This window comes from Pediococcus inopinatus, assembly GCF_002982135.1.
In the GTDB taxonomy this organism is placed as follows: Bacteria; Bacillota; Bacilli; order Lactobacillales; family Lactobacillaceae; genus Pediococcus; species Pediococcus inopinatus.
Genome location: NZ_CP019981.1, coordinates 1,764,320 through 1,783,306, shown reverse-complemented (window position 1 = coordinate 1,783,306; position 18,987 = coordinate 1,764,320). Strand labels below are relative to the sequence as shown.

Annotated in this window: 22 protein-coding genes and 1 other annotated feature; of the genes, 13 read left to right on the top strand and 9 right to left on the bottom strand. The window is 38.1% G+C overall.

Annotation, left to right across the window (positions count from 1 at the left end; genetic code table 11):
- Positions 1 to 142: 142 nt before the first annotated feature.
- Entirely contained in the window at positions 143 to 1,321 is a 1,179-nt protein-coding gene (locus PI20285_RS08950) for an SAM-dependent methyltransferase (RefSeq protein ID WP_057774046.1), read from the bottom strand.
- Positions 1,322 to 1,503: 182 nt separating this feature from the next.
- Here PI20285_RS08950 and PI20285_RS08945 point away from each other — a divergent pair, with 182 nt between their 5' ends.
- Positions 1,504 to 2,421 carry a hypothetical protein gene (locus tag PI20285_RS08945; RefSeq protein WP_057774047.1) on the top strand — a complete coding sequence of 306 codons (918 nt, stop codon included), beginning with the start codon at positions 1,504 to 1,506 and terminating at the stop codon, positions 2,419 to 2,421.
- A 109-nt stretch (positions 2,422 to 2,530) separates the two neighbouring features.
- Positions 2,531 to 3,220, top strand: coding sequence for a 2,3-diphosphoglycerate-dependent phosphoglycerate mutase (locus PI20285_RS08940; protein ID WP_057774050.1), 690 nt, complete (start codon positions 2,531 to 2,533; stop codon positions 3,218 to 3,220).
- Between the two features lie 105 nt (positions 3,221 to 3,325).
- On the opposite strand, the gene PI20285_RS08935 is transcribed toward PI20285_RS08940, so the two are convergent.
- Positions 3,326 to 3,919, bottom strand: coding sequence for a GNAT family N-acetyltransferase (locus PI20285_RS08935; RefSeq protein WP_057774052.1), 594 nt, complete (start codon positions 3,917 to 3,919; stop codon positions 3,326 to 3,328).
- A gap of 207 nt (positions 3,920 to 4,126) precedes the next feature.
- Here PI20285_RS08935 and PI20285_RS08930 point away from each other — a divergent pair, with 207 nt between their 5' ends.
- Positions 4,127 to 4,372 (top strand): hypothetical protein, encoded by a 246-nt coding sequence (locus tag PI20285_RS08930; protein WP_057774054.1) that lies wholly within the window; start codon positions 4,127 to 4,129, stop codon positions 4,370 to 4,372.
- Complete coding sequence (locus PI20285_RS08925) at positions 4,373 to 5,785, top strand: Ig-like domain-containing protein (protein ID WP_057774056.1); 1,413 nt, start codon at positions 4,373 to 4,375, stop codon at positions 5,783 to 5,785. It begins immediately after the preceding gene.
- A gap of 56 nt (positions 5,786 to 5,841) precedes the next feature.
- On the opposite strand, the gene PI20285_RS08920 is transcribed toward PI20285_RS08925, so the two are convergent.
- Together PI20285_RS08920 and PI20285_RS08915 are read right to left on the bottom strand one after the other, a co-directional pair.
- Positions 5,842 to 6,696 carry an alpha/beta fold hydrolase gene (locus PI20285_RS08920; RefSeq protein ID WP_057774057.1) on the bottom strand — a complete coding sequence of 285 codons (855 nt, stop codon included), beginning with the start codon at positions 6,694 to 6,696 and terminating at the stop codon, positions 5,842 to 5,844.
- Between the two features lie 20 nt (positions 6,697 to 6,716).
- Positions 6,717 to 7,499, bottom strand: coding sequence for an amidohydrolase family protein (locus PI20285_RS08915; RefSeq protein WP_057774059.1), 783 nt, complete (start codon positions 7,497 to 7,499; stop codon positions 6,717 to 6,719).
- A 58-nt stretch (positions 7,500 to 7,557) separates the two neighbouring features.
- Here PI20285_RS08915 and PI20285_RS08910 point away from each other — a divergent pair, with 58 nt between their 5' ends.
- Entirely contained in the window at positions 7,558 to 7,809 is a 252-nt protein-coding gene (locus PI20285_RS08910) for a hypothetical protein (protein WP_158694991.1), read from the top strand.
- A gap of 50 nt (positions 7,810 to 7,859) precedes the next feature.
- On the opposite strand, the gene PI20285_RS08905 is transcribed toward PI20285_RS08910, so the two are convergent.
- Positions 7,860 to 8,321, bottom strand: a complete 462-nt coding sequence (locus PI20285_RS08905) for a MarR family winged helix-turn-helix transcriptional regulator (protein ID WP_057774064.1) — start codon at positions 8,319 to 8,321, stop codon at positions 7,860 to 7,862.
- Positions 8,322 to 8,451: 130 nt separating this feature from the next.
- Between PI20285_RS08905 and PI20285_RS08900 the strand changes: the two genes are divergently transcribed.
- The 5 genes from PI20285_RS08900 to PI20285_RS08880 all read left to right on the top strand — a co-directional run bounded on the left by PI20285_RS08900 (position 8,452) and on the right by PI20285_RS08880 (position 13,817).
- A complete protein-coding gene (locus PI20285_RS08900) occupies positions 8,452 to 10,794 on the top strand; it encodes an ABC transporter ATP-binding protein/permease (RefSeq protein ID WP_057774066.1) in 2,343 nt (780 codons plus the stop codon).
- 27 nt (positions 10,795 to 10,821) lie between these two features.
- A complete protein-coding gene (locus PI20285_RS08895; RefSeq protein WP_057774067.1) occupies positions 10,822 to 11,046 on the top strand; it encodes a hypothetical protein in 225 nt (74 codons plus the stop codon).
- A gap of 115 nt (positions 11,047 to 11,161) precedes the next feature.
- Entirely contained in the window at positions 11,162 to 11,983 is an 822-nt protein-coding gene (locus PI20285_RS08890; RefSeq protein WP_057774069.1) for a glycosyltransferase family 8 protein, read from the top strand.
- A gap of 141 nt (positions 11,984 to 12,124) precedes the next feature.
- The gene (locus PI20285_RS08885; protein WP_057774071.1) at positions 12,125 to 13,030 is read left to right on the top strand and encodes an ABC transporter ATP-binding protein; all 906 of its coding nucleotides are present in this window, start codon (positions 12,125 to 12,127) and stop codon (positions 13,028 to 13,030) included.
- 13 nt (positions 13,031 to 13,043) lie between these two features.
- Positions 13,044 to 13,817: an ABC transporter permease gene (locus PI20285_RS08880; protein ID WP_057774073.1), complete on the top strand. Its 774-nt coding sequence runs from the start codon at positions 13,044 to 13,046 to the stop codon at positions 13,815 to 13,817.
- 74 nt (positions 13,818 to 13,891) lie between these two features.
- Here the strand turns inward: PI20285_RS08880 and PI20285_RS08875 are convergent, their stop codons facing one another.
- The 3 genes from PI20285_RS08875 to PI20285_RS08865 form a co-directional block, all read right to left on the bottom strand.
- Entirely contained in the window at positions 13,892 to 14,326 is a 435-nt protein-coding gene (locus tag PI20285_RS08875; protein WP_057774075.1) for a GtrA family protein, read from the bottom strand.
- A 242-nt stretch (positions 14,327 to 14,568) separates the two neighbouring features.
- A complete protein-coding gene (locus PI20285_RS08870) occupies positions 14,569 to 14,874 on the bottom strand; it encodes a hypothetical protein (RefSeq protein ID WP_156406525.1) in 306 nt (101 codons plus the stop codon).
- A gap of 137 nt (positions 14,875 to 15,011) precedes the next feature.
- Entirely contained in the window at positions 15,012 to 15,422 is a 411-nt protein-coding gene (locus PI20285_RS08865; RefSeq protein ID WP_057774079.1) for a peptide deformylase, read from the bottom strand.
- 138 nt (positions 15,423 to 15,560) lie between these two features.
- On the opposite strand from PI20285_RS08865, the gene PI20285_RS08860 reads away from it, so the two are divergent.
- From PI20285_RS08860 to PI20285_RS08850, 3 genes are all read left to right on the top strand, one after another.
- Complete coding sequence (locus PI20285_RS08860) at positions 15,561 to 16,148, top strand: LPXTG cell wall anchor domain-containing protein (RefSeq protein WP_057774081.1); 588 nt, start codon at positions 15,561 to 15,563, stop codon at positions 16,146 to 16,148.
- An 87-nt stretch (positions 16,149 to 16,235) separates the two neighbouring features.
- Positions 16,236 to 16,481 (top strand) — a binding site (T-box leader).
- Between the two features lie 66 nt (positions 16,482 to 16,547).
- Positions 16,548 to 17,663, top strand: coding sequence for a 5-methyltetrahydropteroyltriglutamate--homocysteine S-methyltransferase (locus PI20285_RS08855; RefSeq protein ID WP_057774083.1), 1,116 nt, complete (start codon positions 16,548 to 16,550; stop codon positions 17,661 to 17,663).
- 115 nt (positions 17,664 to 17,778) lie between these two features.
- Positions 17,779 to 18,300: a GNAT family N-acetyltransferase gene (locus PI20285_RS08850; protein WP_057774085.1), complete on the top strand. Its 522-nt coding sequence runs from the start codon at positions 17,779 to 17,781 to the stop codon at positions 18,298 to 18,300.
- Positions 18,301 to 18,352: 52 nt separating this feature from the next.
- Here PI20285_RS08850 and PI20285_RS08845 read toward each other — a convergent pair whose 3' ends face one another.
- Positions 18,353 to 18,955: a YesL family protein gene (locus PI20285_RS08845; protein ID WP_057774087.1), complete on the bottom strand. Its 603-nt coding sequence runs from the start codon at positions 18,953 to 18,955 to the stop codon at positions 18,353 to 18,355.
- Positions 18,956 to 18,987: the final 32 nt, after the last annotated feature.

Genomic DNA, 18,987 nt, shown 5'->3' with positions numbered 1-18,987 from the left:
TAAGGTTAAAGCAGACCTAGAAGTTGAGCGACTTCTAGGTCTGCTTTTTTAGTAGTTATTTTTAAAAAAATTCAAAAAAAGAAGCATATCCGTAGTGAGATTATCTCTCAAGATTCGATACGTTTCTGGTTAAACTATTTCATTATTTGTACATGTATTCTCTAGTCATTGGCAATACATTGCTGCTTGCGCCAGTCCCTTTTGTTAATAAGTACTGGATGACATCGATATTGCCGGATTCAAATGATGCGGAACATGCTTGCAGATAAAGATCCCACATGCGCACGAAGCGTTCGTCAAACATTTCTTTGACCTCTTCGCGATGTTCATTGAAATTCTTATCCCAGATTTCCGTGGTTTTTTGATAATGACGACGTAAAGGTTCCAGATCGTCAATCTGCAAACCATTTTCGATAATATGGTGAATGTTTTCTTCCAAGCCTGGCACATAGCCACCTGGGAAAATCCATTTGTTTAACCAACCATTATTAGCGCCACCTTGTTGACGAGTGATACCGTGAATCAAAGCCACACCGTCAGTTTTAAGGTAGTCAGCGACACATTTGAAGTAAGTTTGGAGATTCTCTTTACCTACATGTTCAAACATACCAACACTAGTTATGTAGTCGAATTGTTCGTCTTTGATTTCGCGATAATCTTGTAAACGAACTTCAGCCACATTCTCTAAACCTTCATCTTTGATCTTTTGGTTGACCAAGTTGAATTGTTCTTGAGAAAGGGTCACACCAACCACACGTAAGTCGTATTCCTTAGCGGCGGTTAGCATTAAAGTTCCCCAACCACAGCCAATATCCAAAAGAGTTCGCCGAGGTTGCGGGTTCAATTTATTTAAAATATGGTGAACTTTATTAATTTGTGCCGTTTCGAGGTCATCTGTATCTTTTTCGAAATACGCACATGAATAAGTCATCGTTGGATCTAGCCATAAATTATAGAAGTTATTTCCGATGTCATAGTGATTCTGAACATCTTCTTTACTTTCTTTTTCATCATGTTTCTGTTTGGGAAGAAAGTGAATAAACTTCTTATCATGGAAAAAGCTGCCTGCTGTTTCGTAAGCCGAAGTTAATAAGGCCTGGATACTTCCGTCAATTTCAATTCGGCCATCCATAAAGGCTTCGCCAAGGGCAATAGAAGCGTTGTTAATAACTTGCTTGATTGGGACTGCTTCATTGATGGTAATGGTAACCTCTGGAGTAGCATCTCCATATACTTCAGAACTACCATCCCAATAATTAACTTTGATTGGGATATTGAAAGAGTGCTTAAAAAACGTCTTGTAAAATTTCTTTTCTAACATCAATTCGGGTCCTTTCTTATTGAATGCAATCATAAACAAGACTATTATACGCTCTCGGATTTAATTTTTCGAATGTTAAGTTTTATTAGGAATCTTGAAAACGGATTTTTTATTTGAGAACATGATATAATTAATCGTACTGTTGATTGAATTTAGAGTTAATGTAATTGGGGGTGGCACGTTTGAAAAAATGGACATGGGTAATTGTGACATTTGTGGTGATTTTGATAGTTGGAGGCTATGCATTTTCACGACATCAATCTATTGAGAACCAATATCATTTAGAGATGGAGAATGCGGCAGCGGCTATTAAAGATAACAACTACACGGCTGCAGAAAACTACTTTCAGTCCGCTTTGACGCGGAGAAATAGTGATCCAACCGCAACCAATCGGTTGAAACAAACCAAAACATTTGTAAATGGAATGGATCAGCTTGAGAACCATCATTTTTCAGCTTCAAAGAGAACTTTTGCACGGGTTTATAAAATTCACAAAGGTTCAGAAGTTTTAAATGAGCGGGCCCACAAGAAGATTAAAGAGATTGAAGTTGTTCAAAAAAATGTCACTAAATATAATAAAACTTTGGACTATGCGCGGGAATTAAATCAGGCGCAATCGTTTGAACTCTCAAATGAACAATTGGATACTTTATTTAATACCAAGGAGTTCAAAAAGGGATACTATAGTTCAATTTGGAAATCAGCTAAGGCTTTGCAAAAGAGCAATAAAACTGGTTTAGCACAAGCTGTGATGCCCGGGTCAACAAACGGCAATCCGCAGAGCAGTGCAACAAGTGAGAGTAGTACATCTGGGACAGATTCGAAGAGTGGTAACGGAACCGTTTCGAGTTTGCCTAAGCCTAATTTAAGTTCTTCTGAACAACAAGCGGCCGATAATTATTCAGGTAGTAATGAATATACGGTGACGAAGAAAGACACTGAACTGAACGGCCAAGTAATTAGTCAGGCGCAAATAACGCAGGCACGCCAGGATCTAGGCAATAGAGCGGGCCAGTTTAGTGACCAAGACATTCGAAATTTGATTAAAGAAGCTAATCAAAAGGGCATTTCTGTGAGTGAAGCGGCTAATAACCAGTAAGATAGGTAATTAAATTAAGTTAAACGTTTGATATAGGGACTGCAAAAAGTTTCGTTTTAGTGTAAAATAGCAAATGTAAACTTAAAAAAGAAAGAGGTTTTCATACATTATGGCAAAATTAGTATTAATCCGTCATGGTCAAAGTGAATGGAACTTATCTAACCAATTTACTGGTTGGGTAGACGTTGACTTGAGCGAAAAAGGCGTTGAACAAGCAAAGAATGCTGGTAAGTTAATCAAGGCACAAGGCATTGAATTCGACTATGCTTTCACTTCAGTATTAACTCGTGCAATCAAGACTTTGCATTATGCTTTGGAAGAATCCGACCAACTTTGGATTCCAGAAGTTAAGAGCTGGCGCTTAAACGAACGTCATTACGGTGCTTTACAAGGCCAAAACAAGGCTGAAGCAGCTAAAAAATGGGGCGACGAACAGGTTCATATCTGGCGTCGTTCATACGATACTTTGCCTCCATTGTTGGACAAAGATGCTGAAGGTTCAGCAGCAAATGATCGTCGTTACGCTAACTTAGACCCACGCATGATTCCTGGTGGTGAAAACCTTAAAGTTACTTTGGAACGTGTTATTCCTTTCTGGGAAGACGAAATCGCTCCTAAGTTATTAGACGGCAAGAATGTTATCATTGCTGCCCACGGTAACTCATTACGTGCTTTAAGCAAGTATATCGAAAACATTTCAGACGAAGATATCATGAATCTTGAAATGGCAACTGGTGAACCAGTTGTTTATGACTTCAACGACAAACTTGAAGTTCAAGGCAAGACTAAATTAGACTAATTCTGAACAAATCAATAGACATTCTCTTTTTACAGAGAATGTCTATTTTTTTATTTCCGCTGGATTTTAGCAGTTATTTGTTTTCTGAGTACTGTTACTAACTGTTTAAGTGCTTTTAATGTACTGCATATATAAATAAAAATTGATGCCACTCCGTTTAGTATGGGTTTCAGGGACACGCTTAAACACTTGGTAATTAAGGGTCTCGTATAATCGAACGGCATTAACATTCGTATCAGCGACTTCAAGTACGTATTTTTTAAAGGGCGTGTTTTCATGAATATATTTGATGATTTGGGTAGCGACTCCCTGACCACGGTGATTTTTAGAAGTTGCAACAAATTCGATAGTTCCCATGTTTGACGTAATTTCAAACGGATATGGTTTTACTTCAAATTCCTTTTTTAATATTTTGTATGCAAGTGTTCCCATAAAAATGCCCAAATGAACGCGGAGTTCATGTTGATCTAATTGGATTGAATGAATAATTCCGTCAGTACAAGCTGCAAACCCCAAGATATTTTCGTTTTCAACTGCTGCATAGAACACCTCTGGATTAAAAGCGTGAGCAAAGGCTTTTGCTAATTTAGTTTTATCTTTGGAAAAAAACTTTAGCCATTGGTAGAAACCTTCTACGAAAATTTCGCTGATCGCAGGTCTGAGATCTATATTGGTAGCATTTAATTTAATAATTTTCATGGTAAGTGTCCCTCACATGGAAAAATCTGAATTGTTTCTGACAGAATACCATCTTTATCAAAAAACATAAAATAAAATGCAAAGTAGTAAAATATCACGGCTGGTTAACAGTTAAGTGTGTCCATGAACTACAAAAAAGATAATTACACCTAGAATTTATACTTTAAAAAGTGATACCCTATATCATAGGGGAGATATAATATTATTATGAAAAAATTAGCAGTTTATTTTAGCACTATCTTAGTGTTATTTGGGTTGGTTTATACATATCAAGTAGTTAGCGTGCGTGCTTCAACAACGGACGCCTCAAGTTCTTCAGTTTCAAGTGAATCTTCATCCGCACCGGAAGCAAGCAGTTCATCTGCGTCATCAAGTGAATCTTCGTCTGAATCAGTGACGCCTAATTTGAATCTTACCGGTAATACCACGGTTATCATTGGGGCTAGTGACTAATTGAAAGGTACTGTGACAAACGTCAAGAATGCCAAACTGGTCTGGACTTCAAGTCGCTCTGATGTGGCCACGGTTACGCAAAAAGGACTTGTTGTGGGTAAAAAGGCCGGGAAGACAACTGTCACACTTTCTTATCAAGGCCAAACAAAACAAATTGTGATCACAGTTCCTAAAACAAAACTGAGTATTACCGGGGGCTCGACGGTTAATGTCGGGGCCACAAAACAGTTAAAAAGTAAGATTACCAATGTGAAAAATGCACGATTTACGTGGCGTTCCAGTCGCACTAGTGTTGCTACAATTACGCAAAAGGGTCTTATTAAGGGGGAAAAAGCTGGGACAACGACAATTGCCGTTACTTGTCAGGGAGTCACAAAGAAAATTACAGTAAAAGTTTCTCAACAAACTAACGCAACCTTGAACTCGTTATTTAAAAAAGCTGGCAAAGGTAAGACAATTACATTGGTTGGCAATTTTAAAATGAGTGGCAATGTTAAATTACCTACAAAAGCTAATGTACATATCAACGCCACTAAAGCTACTTTCACCGGAAAAGCCGGCTTCTTTTATGGCGTCCTTACGAGTGGCTTGAATTGGAAAGGCGGCACATTTTACAGGGGCGGGCATGAATTCCGTTTACTACGGATTACCAAAGCCACCTTTAACGGACTAACCTTTCACCAAGCATGTGGAATCGGCGGGCATATATTTGACTTAATGGGTTGTTCGCATATCACAATTACTAAAAGTCATTTTTATGGATACGGGCACACATTGAGTACTAAAGTGATGCGGGAAAACGGGAATCATGGCGAGTATGGCGAGTCAATTCAGACTGATTATGCGAATTATAATAGCGGCGGTCCGGGTTTTAATAAGTATGGGAAAGGCCATTTTAGCGGGACGCCATCAACCTACATTACGGTTACCCATAATACCTGGGCACCAGAATATAGCGGAAAAAAGTTAGTTTCGTTGGCGCAGGTTGCAATTGGGCAACACGATACAATTAGTAGTAACCGTCGCATGATCGCTCACGTGACTTTCTCCTACAATACTGTTAAGAATGCTGTGCGTTTAAGTGGAATGGGGTCCGATGTCACTTATTTCGGGGCGCCGGTGCATTTTGAATCGTCCAAATCGTTAACGATTACCCATAACACCTTCAACACGACATTAAAACGTGCGCGTCCAGAAAATAATATTATCATCTCGAATCAATATGGGCATATGCCCCATACGACCTCTGTTGCAATTCAGAGTAATTCGTTTACGGGTTATCATGTCAGTCGATCTGCAATTCAATTGTACGCACGAAAAGGTCACTCGATTAAGAGTGTCAAAGTTAAATACAATGCAAGACATGGGATGCGTTTAATTAAGCGCTATGGAAATACGAAAGTTAGTTATTAGAAGATAAAAAAAGGCCTTCACTGAATTTTCAGTGGAGGTCTTTTGAAACCTATTTGTTAAGCTAAAACTTTTTTCAAAACTTCAGCAAATCCTTCTGGTAATTGGGCATAACCCAAGTGACCACCAGGGATTTGGGTAACGGGAACATTTACCTTAGTTGCAATGTCTGTGGTAATTTCTACGGGGAAGGAGTTATTTGAGCCAGTTCCAGCAAAGAAAACAAGTTTATCGCGATTCTTTTCGAAGATTGAAAAATCAATTTTACGACTGGTATACTGACGGATTTCGTTTTCAAACCAAAATGCTTGGCTACGAGTTTTGGGATCATCAGCATTCTTAGCAGCATTTTTAATATCACCAATGTTTGTTGCTGGTTTGGACATCATTTTTGCATCAATGGCACCAATGCGCATGAACTTACCAAATTCCTTCATAGCTGCCATCATGCCATCTTTTTGAGCAATATCGACAACAGTTTGGTTGTTAGCTTGCTGTTGCTCAGAATCTGATAAGAAGACATTAATTGGTGATTCGTGGATCAAAGCTTTTTTGAAAATTTCAGGATAATCCTGTAAAGTTTCCATCACCACGATCGAACCAGAGCTACTTCCAAGAATTGAAACGGGTCCGTCACTAACCTCTTTTGCCAAGGCTGCTAAGTCACTCGCGTCGGTCTTGATCCGGTAAGTGTCATGAGGATCACTAATACCATCAGGTAAAGGCTTGGTTAGTTCACTTTTACCATAGTTACGGCGATCGTACATCACAACTTTATAACTGTCCTTCAAATATTCAGCAGCATGACTGAAAATATCACCTGTTCCGTTGGCACCAGGAACGAAGATTAAAACAGGACCTTCGCCAACTGTTTCATAATGTAATGTTGCACCATCTAATTTTAATTCACTCATATTAAAAATCCCCTTTGAATTTATTTAAGTTCATCTAATAATTGTTTACCATTTTTATAGAAAATCATTTGTTTTGTTGCTTCAGACAAGAGACCGGTATTTTCTAGTTCTTTGGTCAGTTGAACAACCTGTGCTGCAGGTGTATATGGCGCATCGGTAGCGTACAATAAGTGAGTAGGATCTGAAACTTGTTGTAATACTGGTAGTTGATGTGGTAAAACCATGCCGGCAACATCGAAATATTGGGTTGCCAAAACGGTGGCCAAGTCTACTTGCTCGTCTTTCAAATTAGGATTAAGCTTTTGAGCTAAAGCGAGTCGATCCGAAATGACTGGTAATAATGAACCAGCATGGGGGATAATAAACTTAATGTTTGGATAGCGATTGAAAACATTATGCATCACCATGTTGGTCACAGCCCGCGTTGTATCAAAGAAAAATTCCATGATTGGGGCAGGAATATCACTGTTTACATCCTTTGCGAGTGGTTTAGGCTCGTTAGGATGTAACATAACAAGTGTTTTTTGTTCATTTAATTTTTCCATAATGGGATCTAAACTTGGATCACCGAGGTAAGTACCATTTGCATTAGTTGGTAAGGTAAATCCACTTGCCTGGTTTGTTCGAGCACGGTCGATTTCAGCAATACTTTCGTCAACATAAGGTAAGGGCAAAGTGGCTGCGAACCCAATTTTATCTGGGTAAGCTTTACTTTGTTCAGCACCGTATTCATTAACCTCAGTTGCTAGTTCACTTGTTAGGCCAGCATCATTCGTATTTGAAACATGTGGTGAAGAGGCCATTTTGTCCTTTGCGAGGGCAACCTTTGATTTTTCACAACAGAATCATGCGTTAAACAGCATGTTAACGCTAGTAAGCAAAATTAAAAATCATGATCAAATCGCGGCCAAATTAATGGAACTAAGAGAAGTTCCTACGAAAATTTTACAGCGCAGTGATGGTGATTCAAACAAATTAAGGCAGCATGTTCAAATCTTGATGAGTCTTATTTTTGGGTTCATTGAGTTTACGGATCTTGGTTTGTACAAAGATAAAAAAAGAATGACTGATGATTTAATAACCGGTATGAAAGAAACAATTGCAAATTGGTAAAATAAAAATGGACAGTCTCCTGAAGGGGAGACTGTCCATTTTTAACAAAACTAATTTTTTTCGAAGTCTAATTCAACAATGCCCGCTTTTTCCATTAAACGGATAGTTCCTTGCAAGTGAGTAACTAGGGCTTTCTGGTCTTCGTCATCCAAGGTATCAACCAGCCTTTGAATTCGGGACTGGATAAGATCCATGTGTTTTTTTACAACTTTTTTTCCTTTTTCAGTACGGAGAACATTAATGACGCGGTGGTTATCATCGTTATGGTGACGACTAACTAAGCCACGTTCCTCAAGGGTATCGATAATCCGTGTAAGCTGTGGTCTGGTAATGCCGATCTTTTGTGCAAGCTGTGTCATGGTGATCCCGGACTGCCGATACACGTTTCTGAGTGTGATGGCTTGTAAACGTGTCAGACCGAATTTATCCGGAAAACGATTTTGCGAAATTGCTTGGATGAGGGTTAGGAATAATTGTCCAAAAATGTCGTTACTGCTCTGTTCTGGTTCCATTTTTAAGTCTCCTGATTTTTAAGTAAAATTTAAGTATTCTTAATAGTTGACAATTGTGAAGTATATGCCTATAGTTAACCATTGTCAAATGAAAACAACCAAAAAATAAATTATAAAAGAGGACACGCCGTTGTTAAAATTAAGTCATATCAACAAGTACTACCACGTTGGCGACACCGTTACAAAGGCACAAGATGATGTTTCAGTTGAGTTCCGCAAACAAGAATTTGTTGCAATTCTTGGCCCTAGTGGATCTGGAAAGACAACCATGCTGAATATCATTGGCGGATTAGATCGATATGATTCCGGAGATCTACTTATTAAAGGAAAATCTACTAAGAACTTTAAAGATTCTGAATGGGATGCTTACCGAAATAACTCGGTTGGTTTTATTTTCCAATCCTATAATTTAATTTCACATCTTTCAATTATGGAAAATGTGGAAATGGGGATGACGCTTAGTGGCGTTTCAGCTTCTCAAAAAAAGAAACAAGCAACGGATGCTTTGATTCGCGTTGGGCTCAAAGATCAAATGCACAAACAACCAAATCAACTTTCTGGTGGGCAAATGCAACGGGTTGCGATTGCGCGGGCAATTGCCAATGATCCGGAAATTCTTCTTGCGGATGAACCCACGGGAGCGTTGGATTCTGAAACTAGTGACGAGATTATGCAATTGATTCGTGATTTGAGTAAAGATCGTCTCGTTATTATGGTGACGCATAATCCTGATCTTGCGCATAAATACGCAGATCGAATTATTGAGTTTGCCGATGGCCAGATCCAAAACGATTCCAATCCGTTTGAAGAAGAACAAAAACAATCTGATTTTTCACTAAACAACACTAAGATGAGTTATTGGACAGCACTTAAGCTTTCCTATACAAACATTCGAACCAAAAAAGGACGCACGTTCCTGACGGTATTTGCCTCAAGTATTGGTATTATCAGTATTGCCGTCGTTTTGGCACTTTCAAATGGCTTTCAAAAGCAAGTGGACCAGACCCAAAGTGATGCGTTATCAACGATGCCAGTGACCGTTTCGCCGACTAGTACAGATCCTAATGCACTGAGTTCAAGTGATAGTGGAAGCTCTAATAATAAAGCTGCTAAAAATAATCAGGTGAAGGCTGAAAAGAGTGCTGAGGATAAAGCTCAACATACAAACAAAATTACGACTAATTATTTAGATTATTTGAATAAAATGCCTAAAAAAGATGCCAAAAATATTGCGGTAAGCTACGGCACAGGGATGAATTTATTACGCGAAGTTGACGGTAAATACAAACCCGTGACGTTTTCAACAAGTGATCCCGATAGTTCTGCAACCAGTGCAAGTGCCATGATGAGTGCTTCAACTGGCTTGAACGGTAGTGTTTATCCGGTAGATCGTAATGGTAAACAAAGTTTCTTAAAAACCTACTATAAAGTGCTTGCCGGGAGTTATCCGACAAAATCCACAGATATCGTGTTGGTTGTGGATAAGGATAATACCGTCAATATCAACGCTTTAAAGAACCTCGGTTTCACTGTTAAGGATGGTCAGAACTTTAATTACAAAGATCTAGTGGGTACAAAGATTAAAGTGGTTGCGAATGATAATTACTATACAAAATTGCCAACTGGTAACTATGTATCAGGAACTAATTATTCAAAAATGGCTGCTAATTCAAGTACCAAAACTTTGACGGTTAAAGGAATCATTCGGGTGAAGGTATCTGGAAATTCAGACGGTATTTTAGCAAATGGGATTGCCTACAGTGCTAATTTGACTAAAGATGTTTTAGACGCTAACCAAGATTCAAAAATTGTTGCTGCTCAAAAGAAGAGCGATAACAACGTGATGACTGGTCAAAAAATGGATAAGGCTACGCGCTCGGCAATGTTAACAACCCTTGGCGACGAATCAGAACCAACTAATATTCAAATTTATCCAACTAAGTTTAAACAAAAAGATAAAGTTCTTTCATATTTAGACAAGTACAACAAAGGGAAGAGCAAAGCCGATAAAGTGGTTTACACAGATCTTGCCAGCACGATTTCTAGTATGACGGGTGGGATCATGGACGCGATTACTTACGTCTTAGTTGCCTTTGCCGGCATTTCGTTAGTAACTTCCATGATTATGATTGCGATTATTACGTATACCAGTGTCTTGGAACGAACCAAAGAAATTGGAGTTCTCAAAGCCTTAGGTGCTCGTAAAAAAGATATTACTCGTGTGTTTGATGCGGAAACATTTATCCTCGGCTTTGGGGCCGGTGTATTTGGAATTTTCGTGGCGTGGGCGTTAACCTTCCCAATCAATGCGATTTTGGAAAACGTAACTGGCCTAGCGGGAGTTGCCGTATTGAATCCAACGCAAGCAATTATCTTAGTGATTGTTTCGACAGTTTTGACCATGTTAGGTGGCCATATACCAGCACGAATGGCAGCCAAGAAAGATGCCGCCATTGCGTTACGTGCAGACTAAGTTTATAAAAATTTGAAAGGAAGTTTCATGGTGACATTTGAAATTTCTTGGTATAAAGGTGACATTAAGGGCTTTTTGGAAGCTTCCCAAACGAGTCCTGATGCTCAAACTGACTCTTTACCAGCCCATAAATTACATGAAACGCTTGTCTGGTTAAATGGCGACAAAGCGGTGGCAGTGATTGTCACAACTATGACTGGATTCTTGCTCATCGCGGAGAAGGTCCCCAACTTGACGCACCAATGGCTTTAGCATAATTAATTAAATAAAACTTGTTAGGTTAAAAATCTAGCAAGTTTTTATTTTGGAATTTTTTCCTATCTACCTGGCGGCTATATTATAATGGAGACTAGGAGATGTTACGGATATGAATTTACTATTTGCCATTGATAATCATGTAGTCGATCAATTATTAACGACCCTTTATTCAATTACGATTAATACGCCAAATCAGACGTTTGATGTATATGTGATTCAAAAAAACGAGTTAAAGAAAACACCAAAAATACTAAATTTTTGCGAAAGGCTGGGATTGAATTACCATCCAATTATTTTAGGCGAAACTTTTTTAGAAAATGCACCAGTCACTAATCGATATCCAGAAACAATTTATTATCGACTATTAGCTCAGGAGTATCTACCGGCTGACTTAGACCGAGTTCTTTATTTAGATGTGGATATTTTAGCAATTAATGATTTATCGGCATTGTATCAATTAGATTTGGATGAGTCCTTATACGCAGCGGCCAGCCATTCGGCGTTATCGAATAATGTGACGGAACCGCTAAATAAATTACGCCTTGGCAATTATGAGGCAGAAAGTTATTTTAATTCAGGGATCATGATGTTGAATCTAAAAGCGATTCGAGACCAGGTGAAAAGTGACGATATTTTTAAATATATATATGACAACAAAATGGCTCTTTTTTTGCCGGATCAAGATGTTTTAAATGGTTTGTACGGACATCAAATTAAAAAAATACCGGATGAACTTTATAACTTTGATGCCCGGCGGAGTCCCATGTATTACGCGCTTAGTAATGGGCGGTGGACTTTGGACTGGGTGATTGAAAATACTGTCTTCTTACATTTTTGTGGACGGGATAAACCGTGGAAAAAAGATTATCACAATCGCTATGGTGGTTTGTATAAACATTACGCTTATCGAGCTCAAAAAATATTGCAATAAACAGCCTACAAAAAAATATTTACTAAATAGAAAAAAGGAGAGCTGATCAACAGCCCTCCTTTTTGTACCTTGACAGAAAAAGATCTGGCATGTATAGTTAATCACATGAGTAACTAACTAATTTACTTTATGGAGGGAAATATGGCAAATATTCTGGAAGTTAAACATCTAGATAAGAGTTTTGGACGTAAAAAGGTTTTGCATGACATTAATTTTACGGTCCAAAAGGGCAGAATTGTGGGACTTGTTGGACCGAATGGGGCCGGAAAATCGACGATCATGAAAACTGTATTGGGATTGACCGGTTTTTCTAAAGGTGAAATTCTCGTTGAAGGTCAAAATGTGACGGCAACGAAACATGCGAGTTTAGAACATGTTGGTGCCTTGATTGAGTATCCTGGAATTTATCCATTTTTAAGCGGCTTGGATCATTTGAAATTGTTTGCAACTGGTGATGATCAACAGCACCGCATCGATGAAGTGGTCACTGAATTGAGGATGACCAAATACATCAAGCGGAAGGCAAAATCTTATTCATTAGGGATGAAGCAAAAGCTGGGTATCGCGTTAGCTTTAATTAATCATCCGCATTTTATTGTGTTGGATGAACCAATGAATGGGTTGGATCCTGAATCAAATAAAGATTTACGGAATATTATTACTAAATTAGCGCAAAATGGGGCAACCATTTTGATTTCTAGTCATATTTTGAGTGAACTCGAAAAGTTAGTTGATGATGTGTTGGTGATCGATAAAGGACGGATTGTGTCACAATCTTCAATGCAGGCCCTAACGGATAAAGGCAAAAAATATCTGGTGATTAAATCGGCCGATGATGAACATGCCAAACAATTATTGAGTGAGGCTGGATATACATTGGGTGAGGGCTCGGATGTGCGAATCCTTGCAGAAGATAATCAAAAGTTAATGCCAATTTTGAAATTATTTGTAGATAACGATATTGAAATTTTAGATATTCAGCATCAACAAAGTGATTTAGAAACGTCATTGCTGGCTTTATTAGCTGATGATCAATTGACGGAATAGGGGGAGAAACTAAATGGTAACTTTAATAAATCAGGAATTATTTAAATTAATGCATAAAAAAAGTACCTATTTTGCCACGATCTTGTTAATTGGCTTAATGTCGCTTTTTGCTGGATTGGCCAAAGCTTATCCAAAGTATTTTGATGCGAAAAGTTTATTCAGTTCAAATTTTACGGGAATAGAGTGGATTGTATTTTTAATGATCGCAGGCTGTGGCGCAATTGTCTCGATGGAATTTCAGTATGGAACTGTCAAAGAGCTCTTGTACCGCAAATATAATCGTGGTCAGGTGATCATGAGTAAGTGGATTACAATATTTTTCTATTCTGTTTACTTATATGTACTTTCATTTGTTTGGACGCTTATTTTGAAAGTCGCCTTGTTTAGTAATACGTTTGATCTCGCCAAGGTGGGCCGAAATGGGCATACGTTGCTTGAAAATTTAGGAATTACAATGGGCGGAAACTTTATTGGATTATGGCTCATTTTGACCTTAGTTTTACTCTTAGCAACCTTGTTCAAAAATGCGACCGTGGCGGTATCTGTGGGTATTATTGGCTACTTTGCCAGCAGCATTGTTGCCAGTCTAATGTTTATGCTCATTGCTAAGTGGGAGTGGTTGAAATGGAATCCCATCAATATGCTGAATTTATCGAGTCAGGTGGTAGATTCGAGTTACAAAGTACTCACAAAACTCTCGGTTGAACAGTTGGTGTGGGGAAACCTTGGTTATATCGTTGTATTCCTGTTCTTTGGGTACTTGATTTTCAAGAAACGAAATGTGTAAAAATTACTAAAATAAAAATGGCCTGAAGCGGAAGTGAATCCTGTTTCAGACCATTTTTTCTATTTTTTACTGGATCATTTGGTTACCGAATGATCTGGTGCAGAAGTAAAAATGAATAGTTTACTGAACACATAGTTAATAATGACAATTAACACGTTATCAATGATTTTTACCAATAGCGCATTTCCGCCTAAAAGCGAGATTCCTGTCCACATGATCAGCATATCGAAAAGTAGAGATATGATTCGGAAAAAGAAGAATGATCCCACTTCTTGTATCAGTGATTTTGAGTTGGAGGTTTTTGAATTGAATACCCATTGTTTGTTAGTTACATAGGCAAATAAAACCGATAAACACCAGGCCGCAACGTTTGAAAATTGATAGTTCCAAGTAGTGGCATTATTCAAAACTTTAAATATAACAATATTAATTAGGGTGGTTAAACCACCAAAAAATAAGTAACTAATTACGCTGTAATAACGGATAAAAAGCTTTTTTAGTTTGAGCAAGTTTTGGCCTCACAATTTTTTTGATTACGCTTTAGTACTGAATGTATAAATTAAGGAGCTGTAAGTTTGTGAAACTCCATTAGTTTTAAGTGGATTAGGTGCCAATTTGTACTTCAACGTTTGTACAATTTGAATCCTTTGGACTGTTTTACGCGGATTTGTTAAGACAATCCGGTATGTTACTTTCGTCATTTTACCGTGAGCAATAAGATAAGTTGTGCTTTTTTAAAATATAGCGTTGATTAGTTTTTAAAAAAACTACGAAGCCATTGAGCTTGGATCCCTTTGGAATGATAATTGAAGCTTTGGAAGCTGGTTGATTCTTTCAAAAATGGGGTTGGAAAAGTGACAGTTAAGAACAGTAGAGGCAGGATAGCCTGACTGTACCAACTTTCAGTTTCCCATAAAAGTGTATGGAAAAGCAAGTAGTCAACCGCTAAAATAATGGCCCAATCAATGATTGGATGGTTTTTTATTTTTGAATAGACTGACATTGCTAAACACTTGCACAGAGCAATAGCATCTATAAAAATAAAGCCAACACGCATGATCAAGGATCCCAATAAGTGCAGATGAACTTGCATACGAGTAGAAATTTCAGGAGCTGTACGGTACCTTCCACGCTAGAACAGAATATGGGGAATATTTAAAGTTAGATTATAACTTAGTGGGTTCCTTTGATTTTTCAAATTAAAATTCCTTCGCAATGGTCAACTTCATGTTGGATAATTTGGGCAATCCAATCTGAAAATTGCTGTTTATGAGGAATGAATTTTTGATCCAGATAAGTGACTTCAATTTGTTTATACCTAGTAGTTGGACGCTCACCCAATAGAGACAAACAACCTTCTTTAGTGGTGAATGCGGCGACTTTTTTGGTAATAATTGGATTAATCATGGGCACAGCCAGAGGTCCCATTTGAACAACAATAATCCGTTTGTTGACACCGATCATATTTGCAGCCATGCCAACACAATGATCCTTGTGAAACTTGAGCGTGTCCAGCAAATTGGTGACCACTTGTTGATCTGATTTGTTGGCTTTAATTGCTTTTTGAGAAAGAAAAGTGGTGTCGCGATTGATTGGTTTAATCATGTTTATCTCCTAAGTCATTATTTTTGTGGGGAAATTTTACGCACCATTAAAAGTGTGTTAGCCTTTTCATGGTTAACAATAAAATCTTTATTATCGGACGAATAGGTTAATACATGTAAATACAGGGGAATGGTTGTAATGAAAAAAATTAAAGTGTTACTGATTAGTTTATCGGCTTTAGGCACCCTAGTCAGCGGAGCAGCTAGCCAAAAAACTAGGGCTGATTCAAGAGCCAATGAGACAAGTAGTAGCACGATCACTAGTGATCAGTCAGTATCTTCAAGCGCTAATGCAAATTCCAGCTCTAGTTCGTCGTTTATGCAGGGTTCCATGCATGACCCGGAATTTTATATTATCAGTCGTGATGAGAAAACTCATACCATAACCTACAGTCGGACCCCTGCAGCACCCAGAACAAATTCAATTTCTACTAGACAACAAGGTTCCATGCATAATCCAAATGACAACATTAAAAATGACGATAAAAAGACTCATACTGTAATTTACAGCAAAACGGCACCACAATCAAAGGCAAACACAACAGTTGAAAGTAAGGATAGTGCCAAACCTGTTGTTTCAAACAAGGAAAAATTGAGTGAATATAATTCTGAAAAATTAACTGTTTTGCCACAAACATCCGAAAAACAGAGTAATGTAATTAGAATCATTGGCGTCATATTGATGCTTTTTGCAGGGGCCAGTTTCTTTTTTGGCAGGAAAAAATAACCAGATGTAAAAACTTATCATCCGTTTTATTTTGAGACTTGACAATTCATTTTATCACGATTAGAATTGCATTAAAATCAAATTAATAAAAGAGCAATGAAAAGATGAGTAGTCGTGCGATTGACTTTCAGAGAGGTTCCGGTTGGTGAAAAGGAGCCACAATTTAGCGATGAAGATGGTCTTGGAGATAAACGGTGTCGAATCAATTGATTAGATAACGTTGGGTGCGCCCATTAACGCGTACAAGTATAGCAGATTCTGCTGTACTTTTAAGTCGTTTGGTGTGAATCAAACGAAAATTAAGGTGGTACCGCGAGATGATTCGTCCTTGGAATATATTTATTCCAGGGACTTTTTTTATTGCTTAAATTTGAAAAAAATTAAAGGAGAGTGCGTAAGATGACAGTTAGTGTACAAAGCAAGTTTCCATATCGGTATGATGAAGTAGGGAGTTTATTACGGCCAGCAGCTTTAAAGCAGGCAAGGGCAAATTTTAATGACAAAAAAATTAGTGCAGAGGAACTCAAACAAGTAGAGGACCAAGAAGTTAGTCGAATTGTTAAAAAGCAAGTTGACCTTGGTTTGAAAGCTGTGACCGACGGCGAATTTAACCGTAGCTGGTGGCATCTCGATTTCATTGATGGCTTAAAGGGAGCCCAGTTTTTCGTTCCTGAAAAAGGGTACACGTTTAACGGTTTGGAAACTCGTAAAGGCGGGATTAAATACACAGATAAAGTGACTTATAATCCTGATCATCCTTTCTTTGAAGGCTTTAAATATTTGAATAGCATTGTCCCTGATGGCGTAACTGCTAAACAAACAATTCCTAGTCCTTCAGTTTTATTTCCAAATAAGGACGCTTCAATTTATGATGAATACTACAATTATGATGTTGATGCCTTCACTGAAGATATCATTGTTGCTTATCAAAAGACAGTGCAACACTTCTATGATTTGGGCTGTCGCTATCTGCAAATTGATGACACATCATGGGGAATGTGGGCTAGTTTTTCAAAAGGCACCCTTAATCCAGCTCTGAAACCGCTCGCTGAAGCCGCGGTTAGAGCCATTAATGCAATCGCTGATAATAAACCGGATGACTTAACTTTGACGATGCACGTTTGTCGTGGAAACTACGCTTCAACATGGGCTGGTGCCGGCGCTTACGATCCAGTGGCCGATTATTTAGCCCAATTGCATATTGATGGATACTTCTTGGAGTATGATGACGAACGTTCTGGCGGTTTTGAACCTCTTAAAAAAATTGCAGACAATGGCCGTCACCAACGTATCGTGCTTGGCTTAGTGACCTCTAAGAAACCAGAATTGGAATCACAGGCAGATTTAAAGGCCAGAATTAAAGACGCGAGCCAATATGTGCCATTGGAAGATCTCTGTTTGTCAGCTCAATGTGGTTTTGCTTCTACAGAGGAAGGCAATCATTTAACAGAAGACGATCAATGGAATAAATTGCAACTAGTGATTGATACAGCCAAATATGTTTGGCCAGAATAGGGATTAAAAAGCAATCCTGATGGGATTGTTTTTTTGTGGTTAGTGATTAAACAATTGGCAGGACGAATTGTTTAGTGTAAAATCGAATGATAGAAACTAATCGGAGATGTTTTAAATGACAGAAAAAGGCAAACTTAAAAGAATCGGTGTTAAAGACTGGCAACAATTACAACAAATTAGTATTGAGACTTATACGGATACGTTTGGACCATACAATCCACCAGAGATCATGGATGACTTCTTAACAACGGCATATGAATCCAAAAAGTTACAGCGGGAATTAGCCAACCCGGATTCTAGGTTTTATTTTATTGAACTTAACGATGAAGTCGCAGGCTATTTAAAACTTAATGTAAATGACGCGCAGTCTGAAAAGATGGGCCCAGATAGTTTGGAAGTGGAACGAATTTACATTCGGCCAGCCTTCAAACATCAAGGATTAGGCACGTATCTAATTCAAGTGGCTGAGAAATTAGCGGCAGAGAATCATAAAGCAAAAATTTGGCTTGGCGTTTGGGAACATAATGATCCGGCCAAGCAGTTTTATGAAAAACTCGGGTTTAAGCGCATCGGCCAACACTCATTTTTCATGGGTGATGACGAACAAACAGATTTTTTGATGCAGAAAGTACTCTAATATAAAAATAGACTTAACTAAATTCAAATTTTAGTTAAGTCTATTTTTTGTTTTAGATGACAAAGGCCAGTTTTTGATACCACTTCTTGCTTACAATTGTTGTCCAGACAATGAAAGCCGGGACGGTGGCAAATAGGATGAGGCCTGGAAACTTGTAGGTGATGATGAGAATGGCGATGAAGCCTGCCAGTAACTTAATCACATCTAAGAAGTTGTTAAAAAACTGAATAAAGGAAAGCTTGAGAGTAGTTCGTAGATTAACCTCGTAATTGGCATTCAACAGTAATCCATAATGGAACATACTGAGGACTAGACAAATCACAAACATAATCACGAAATCAGTAACTAGGAAGGCTAACCCCGGAGTTTGTACGGATAAGAAAAGATTTATACCCAATCCGGTTAAAACAGTCGCTAGCAGGTAAAAGTACAGATTACCAAATTTGAAATTACGTTTGAACAGTTGCCAGCCTGCTTTAAATTTAATCTTTTCATAGGACCATTGATGCTGTTGGTAGAGTTCAGCAATGGTTAGTAAAGCAGGACCAATTCCGAAAATTAATAATCCGGAGAAGGCGTATGCCCAAAATAATAAACTAAGTTTTATTAAAACGTATGCGCGGACTAATATTTTTTGTACTCCAAGACTGATCAATGTGAATTTCCTCCTCGTTTTTAAGGACTATT

Bases quoted from the DNA above. Each gene is read 5' to 3' on its own strand.
- PI20285_RS08950 (WP_057774046.1), bottom strand. From the start codon at position 1,321: ATGTTAGAAAAGAAATTTTACAAGACGTTTTTTAAGCACTCTTTCAAT.
- PI20285_RS08940 (WP_057774050.1), top strand. From the start codon at position 2,531: ATGGCAAAATTAGTATTAATCCGTCATGGTCAAAGTGAATGGAACTTA.
- PI20285_RS08935 (WP_057774052.1), bottom strand. From the start codon at position 3,919: ATGAAAATTATTAAATTAAATGCTACCAATATAGATCTCAGACCTGCG.
- PI20285_RS08930 (WP_057774054.1), top strand. From the start codon at position 4,127: ATGAAAAAATTAGCAGTTTATTTTAGCACTATCTTAGTGTTATTTGGG.
- PI20285_RS08920 (WP_057774057.1), bottom strand. From the start codon at position 6,696: ATGAGTGAATTAAAATTAGATGGTGCAACATTACATTATGAAACAGTT.
- PI20285_RS08915 (WP_057774059.1), bottom strand. From the start codon at position 7,499: ATGGCCTCTTCACCACATGTTTCAAATACGAATGATGCTGGCCTAACA.
- PI20285_RS08910 (WP_158694991.1), top strand. From the start codon at position 7,558: ATGTTAACGCTAGTAAGCAAAATTAAAAATCATGATCAAATCGCGGCC.
- PI20285_RS08905 (WP_057774064.1), bottom strand. From the start codon at position 8,321: ATGGAACCAGAACAGAGCAGTAACGACATTTTTGGACAATTATTCCTA.
- PI20285_RS08895 (WP_057774067.1), top strand. From the start codon at position 10,822: ATGGTGACATTTGAAATTTCTTGGTATAAAGGTGACATTAAGGGCTTT.
- PI20285_RS08890 (WP_057774069.1), top strand. From the start codon at position 11,162: ATGAATTTACTATTTGCCATTGATAATCATGTAGTCGATCAATTATTA.
- PI20285_RS08885 (WP_057774071.1), top strand. From the start codon at position 12,125: ATGGCAAATATTCTGGAAGTTAAACATCTAGATAAGAGTTTTGGACGT.
- PI20285_RS08880 (WP_057774073.1), top strand. From the start codon at position 13,044: ATGGTAACTTTAATAAATCAGGAATTATTTAAATTAATGCATAAAAAA.
- PI20285_RS08870 (WP_156406525.1), bottom strand. From the start codon at position 14,874: ATGCGTGTTGGCTTTATTTTTATAGATGCTATTGCTCTGTGCAAGTGT.
- PI20285_RS08865 (WP_057774079.1), bottom strand. From the start codon at position 15,422: ATGATTAAACCAATCAATCGCGACACCACTTTTCTTTCTCAAAAAGCA.
- PI20285_RS08860 (WP_057774081.1), top strand. From the start codon at position 15,561: ATGAAAAAAATTAAAGTGTTACTGATTAGTTTATCGGCTTTAGGCACC.
- PI20285_RS08855 (WP_057774083.1), top strand. From the start codon at position 16,548: ATGACAGTTAGTGTACAAAGCAAGTTTCCATATCGGTATGATGAAGTA.
- PI20285_RS08850 (WP_057774085.1), top strand. From the start codon at position 17,779: ATGACAGAAAAAGGCAAACTTAAAAGAATCGGTGTTAAAGACTGGCAA.